Genomic DNA, 5,329 nt, shown 5'->3' on the forward strand with positions numbered 1-5,329 from the left:
GCTGAAGGACCCCCCGATCCTGATCCTGGACGAGGCGACCAGCGCGCTCGACGCCGTCACCGAGGTCAAGGTCAACGCCGCTCTCGACGAAGTGATGAAGGGCCGCACCACCTTCGTGATCGCCCATCGCCTCTCCACCATCCGCAACGCCACGCGGATCCTGGTGTTCGAGAATGGGCGCGTGATCGAAAGTGGAACTTTCGATGAACTCGTTGCCAAGGGCGGCCATTTCGCCGAGATGGCCAAGGCCCAGTTCATGGTGCAGGAGAACGCACGGGCCAGTGTGACGGCCGCCGAGGCTGCCGCGACAGCCGTCAATTCCCCCTAGCAAGTCCCGGGAGGACCGTCGAAATTCGGCCTACTTCGTTGCGGAATACCGCACAGATCCCCTATTCTCGACGCACCAGCCGGTATAGGTTTGCGGCGCCGCAAGCGGCGGCGCTGGATTTCAGAACCGACACTCAGACCACGAGAGCCGGCCTCATCAGGCGGATCTCCAAGGACCGGAATCGGATAGTGCACGCCCTTCGCCCGCTGCTTCGCAAATCCCTGTTCAACCTTTTCGCCGCGGGCCTCGCATGTGCCGCGTCGCTCGCGCCGCGTATGGCGAGCGCCGAAGCACTGCTGCTGATCGAGGCCGACAGTGGCAAAGTGCTGCAGGCCGAGAACGCGACCATGCCCTGGTTCCCGGCCTCCGTTACCAAGATCATGACCGCCTATGTGACGCTGAAGGCGGTCAAGGACGGCAGGCTGACGCTCGATTCGCTGCTCACGGTATCGCCGACGGCGGCCTCGCAATCGCCGTCGAAGATGGGGTTCCGCCCGGGAACGCAGGTCACCGTCGACAACGCGCTGAAGATGATGATGGTGAAGTCGGCCAACGACATGGCCGTGGTGCTCGCCGAAGGCGTCGGCGGCTCGGTCGACGGCTTCTCAGCGATCATGAACGACACCGCGAAGAAGCTCGGCATGACGCAGACGAGCTACGTCAATCCGAACGGCCTGCCCGCCGACGGCCAGATCACGTCGGCGCGCGACCTCGGCATTCTGGCGCGCTCATTCCTGCGCGACCTGCCGGAATACGAGTACTTCGTGCACATCCCGGCGATCCGCTTCGGCAAGCGCGTCACCGGCAATTTCAACAAGCTGATCGGCCGCTATCCCGGCGCCGATGGGTTCAAGACCGGCTTCATCTGCGCCTCCGGCTACAACCTCGTGGCATCCGCGACGCGCAACGGCCGCCGGCTGATCGCGGTGGTGCTCGGTTCCAGCTCCGGCACCGCGCGCGCGGTGAAGGCCGCACAGCTGCTGGAGCGCGGTTTTGCTCAGGACAATCTCACCTGGCTGCGCCCCTCGCTCGGCACCGTCGAAAATCTCGTGCCGGTCGACGCCTCACCGCCGAACCTCCGCGACGAGACGTGCGGACCGCACCGCAAGCGGCCGGCCAGCGACGACGACGGCGGACTGATTGCGGCCAATGGCAGCGCGCCCGGATCTGCCTCGGCCACGGGCGGCGAAGCCCAGATCACGTTCTTTACCGCCGGCCTCCAGCCGCCCCTGATGAGGGCTTCCGAGCTGATGGCCTCGGCCCCCGCGGCGACGGAGCCCGTGCTGGTCTATACCGGCCCGACCCGCACCGGCACCGCCCTGATCGCGGCGGTTGCCGCCGACGCCGACCAGCAGGCCGCGTCCAAGCCGCGTGGCAAGAAGTCGCGCGTCGCCAAGAAGCCCGACGCCGCCGACAAGCCGGCCGACAAGTCCAAGGATACCAAGACTGCGGCGGCCAAGCCGGATGCCAAGCAGACTGACGGCAAGGCGGCCAAGCCGGCCACGCCTCAATCGGCCGCAATCAAGCCTTCCTCAACCACGCCCGCCGCAAGCAAGCCGGCTGGCGCCAAGCATGCCGCGACCAAGCCGGATGCGGCGGCGAAGCCTGCAGAGAAGCCTGCGGCCGGCGATCAGGCGGCGAAGCCCGCCAAGCCCAAGGCGGCCACCAACCCCGCCGCGACGAAGCCTCCCGCCGCGGCCAAGCCGGCCAACAACAGTTAACACCCGGCATTAAACCGCAGCCCCGCTTCGCACCTGCGGCAACGGGATTTGCGATGATTCCAGTGGCTACGCCCCGACCTTTGCCCTAAGTCACGACGGCTTGCCACCTGTTCCGGCAAGCTGGATACTGGCGGTAACGAGGCAAGCCCGAGACGCAACGGGCTCAGTGAGATGAGGGGAGTTTCCATGGAGCGCATCTGGCTCAAGCATTATCCGCCCGGCGTGCCCGCCGATATCGAGCCGACCCAATACGCATCGCTGGTCGATCTCCTGGAGGAGAGCTTCACCAAGTTCGCCGACCGCAAGGCGTTCATCTGCATGGACAAGTCGATCAGCTATCGCGACCTCGACCAGATGTCGGTCGCGCTGGCTGCCTATTTGCAGGGCCGCGGGCTCCAGCGCGGCGCGCGGGTCGCGCTCATGATGCCGAACGTACTGCAATACCCCGTCGCGACCGCCGCCGTGCTGCGCGCCGGCTACGCGGTGGTGAACGTCAATCCGCTCTACACGCCGCGTGAACTCGAGCACCAGCTCAAGGATTCCGGCGCCGAAGCCATCATCGTGCTGGAGAACTTCGCCCACACCGTCGAACAGGTGATCGCGAAGACGCAGGTCAAGCACGTCATCGTCGCCAGCATGGGCGACCTGCTCGGCTTCAAGGGCGTGATCGTCAATCTCGTCGTCCGCCGCGTCAAGAAGATGGTGCCGGCATGGTCGTTGCCGGGCGCAGTGGCCTTCAACGACGCACTCTCGGCCGGCCGCGGCATGACGTTCAGCAAGCCGAAGCTGTCGCCGGGCGACGTCGCCTTCCTGCAATATACCGGCGGCACCACCGGCCTCTCCAAGGGCGCCACGCTGCTCCATCGCAACATCGTCGCCAACGTGCTGCAGAACGACGCCTGGCTGCAGCCGGCGCTCGCCGCGCCGCCGCATGTCGATCAACTCATGATCGTTTGTGCGCTGCCGCTCTATCACATCTTCGCTTTGACGGCCTGCTACCTGCTCGCGGTGCGCGCAGGCGGGTGCAATCTCCTGATCCCCAACCCGCGCGACATTCCCGGATTCATCAAGGAGCTGGCGAAGTACCAGGTCAACAGCTTCCCGGCCGTGAACACGCTCTACAACGGCCTGATGCACCACCCCGACTTCAAGAAGCTCGACTTCTCCAAGCTGAAGATCTCCAACGGCGGCGGCATGGCGGTGCAGCGTCCCGTGGCCGATCAGTGGAAGGCGGTTACCGGCTGCTTCATCGCCGAAGGTTACGGCCTGTCGGAGACCTCGCCGACGCTGACCTGCAATCCGGCGACGGCAACCGAGTTCACGGGCACGATCGGCATCCCCGTGCCGTCGACTTACATCTCGATCCGCGACGACGACGGCAACGAAGTCCCGCTCGGCCAGGCGGGCGAGATCTGCGCCAAGGGCCCGCAGGTCATGTCGGGTTACTGGAACAGGCCTGACGAGACCGCCAAGGTGATGACCGCCGACGGCTACTTCCGCACCGGCGACATCGGCATCATGGACGAGAAGGGCTACACCAAGATCGTCGATCGCAAGAAGGACATGATCCTCGTCTCCGGCTTCAACGTCTATCCGAACGAGGTCGAGGAAGTGATCGCGAGCCATCCCGGCGTGCTCGAATGCGCGGTGATCGGCATCCCCGATTCCAAATCGGGCGAAGCGGTGAAGGCCTTCGTGGTGAAGAAGGACCCGAACCTCACCGCCGACGCGGTGATCACGTTCTGTCACGAGCAGCTCACCGGCTACAAGATACCCAAGCACATCGAATTCCGCAGCGACCTGCCGAAGACCAATGTCGGCAAGATCCTGCGCCGGCAGCTGCGGGACGAGAAGAAGGCCGAAGCCGCGTAAGGCAATCTGCCGGTCAGTCCGAAGGGGCGCCTAGTGCCCCTTCGTCACCGCCGGGAGCGCTTGCGACGAAGCAATCCTCCGCAGCGACATGTGTCGATGCTTCGCTTTGCTCGCAATGACGAGAAATTAGCCAACCGGCCCCTATCACCGCCCGTTTGATGCCGTTTACCTCCTGCGGTAAAATGCTCTAGAACAGCTCCGGCCCTTTCCAAGGAGAAACGAACGATGGCGATCCAGATTGGCGACAAGCTGCCCGAGGCGAAATTCCGCGTGATGACGGCGGAGGGGCCGCAGGTGAAGACCACCGACGATATCTTCAAGGGCAAGAAGGTGGCGCTGTTCGCGGTCCCCGGCGCCTATACCGGGACCTGCCACAAGATGCATCTGCCGAGCATCTTCCTCAACGCCTACGCCATGAAGGACAAGGGCGTCGACAGCATCGCCATCGTCTCCGTCAACGACGCCTTCGTCATGAACGCCTGGAAGCGCGACACCGACCAGCGCGACGAGGCCATTTTCCTCGCCGACGGCAACGCCGATTTCACCAAGGCGATCGGCATGGAGCTGGACGCCTCCGCCAACGGTCTCGGCATCCGCTCCAAGCGCTATTCGATGCTGATCGAGGACGGCGTGGTCAAGAAGCTGAACCTCGAGGCGATGCCCGGCAAGGTCGAGGTGTCCGGCGGCGATACGCTTCTGGAGCAGCTGTAGGCTTTTGGCCCAACTCCTCCAAAGGATGACGTCATGCCCGGGCTTGTCCCGGGCATCCACGTTCTTGATTGCGTGAAGAAGGCGTGGATGGCCGGGTCAAGCCCGGCCATGACGAGTGGAGAGGCGAGCGTCCCCTACTCCCGCACCCGCTGCTGCAACCGCGCCTGCACGATTCCGTCCCGCGCCAGCTGGTCGGCGCGCTCGTTTTCGGGGTGGCCGGCATGGCCCTTGACCCAGTGCCAGCGAACCTCGTGCTGCTTCAGCGCGGCGTCGAGGCGCTGCCATAGCTCGACATTCTTCACCGGCTTCTTGTCGGCGGTACGCCAGCCGTTGCGCTTCCAGCCGAAGATCCAGCCGGTGATGCCTTGCCGGACATACTGGCTGTCGGTGTAGAGATCGACCGAGCACGGCTTCTTCAGCGCTTCGAGCGCGGAGATCGCCGCCATCAGCTCCATCTGGTTGTTGGTGGTGTGGGGCTCGCCGCCGTTCAGCTCCTTTTCCTTGTCGCCGAACCTCAGGATCGCGCCCCAGCCGCCGGGGCCGGGATTCCCGGAGCAGGCGCCGTCAGTAAAAATGGTGACAACGGGACGCTCGCTCACGCCACCAGCCCCGACGGGATCAGCCCATAGTCGCGCGCGCTCGTCACGCTCTGGTGGAAGCGCAGCTTGCGGACATATTCCAGCGGGTCCTTCGGCCT

The 5,329-nt window shown here is 64.8% G+C and carries 4 protein-coding genes and 2 pseudogenes; 4 read left to right on the forward strand and 2 right to left on the reverse strand.

Annotated elements, in window-relative coordinates:
• From JHD07_RS31875 to JHD07_RS31890, 4 genes and pseudogenes are all read left to right on the forward strand, one after another.
• Positions 1-328, forward strand: a pseudogene (locus JHD07_RS31875) (glucan ABC transporter ATP-binding protein/ permease); the annotation flags it as partial.
• Positions 329-516: 188 nt separating this feature from the next.
• Positions 517-2,049 (forward strand): serine hydrolase, encoded by a 1,533-nt coding sequence (locus tag JHD07_RS31880; RefSeq protein ID WP_291629373.1) that lies wholly within the window; start codon positions 517-519, stop codon positions 2,047-2,049.
• A gap of 186 nt (positions 2,050-2,235) precedes the next feature.
• The gene (locus tag JHD07_RS31885) at positions 2,236-3,921 is read left to right on the forward strand and encodes a long-chain fatty acid--CoA ligase (protein ID WP_291629375.1); all 1,686 of its coding nucleotides are present in this window, start codon (positions 2,236-2,238) and stop codon (positions 3,919-3,921) included.
• Positions 3,922-4,146: 225 nt separating this feature from the next.
• Complete coding sequence (locus JHD07_RS31890; protein WP_291629376.1) at positions 4,147-4,632, forward strand: peroxiredoxin; 486 nt, start codon at positions 4,147-4,149, stop codon at positions 4,630-4,632.
• 134 nt (positions 4,633-4,766) lie between these two features.
• On the opposite strand, the gene rnhA is transcribed toward JHD07_RS31890, so the two are convergent.
• Together rnhA and JHD07_RS31900 are read right to left on the reverse strand one after the other, a co-directional pair.
• The gene (gene rnhA / locus JHD07_RS31895) at positions 4,767-5,231 is read right to left on the reverse strand and encodes a ribonuclease HI (protein ID WP_291629378.1); all 465 of its coding nucleotides are present in this window, start codon (positions 5,229-5,231) and stop codon (positions 4,767-4,769) included.
• Positions 5,228-5,329: pseudogene (locus tag JHD07_RS31900) on the reverse strand (homoserine kinase); the annotation flags it as partial. The pseudogene JHD07_RS31900 and the gene rnhA, both read right to left, overlap by 4 nt.

The organism is Bradyrhizobium sp., from assembly GCF_016462955.1.
Classification (GTDB): Bacteria; Pseudomonadota; Alphaproteobacteria; order Rhizobiales; family Xanthobacteraceae; genus Bradyrhizobium.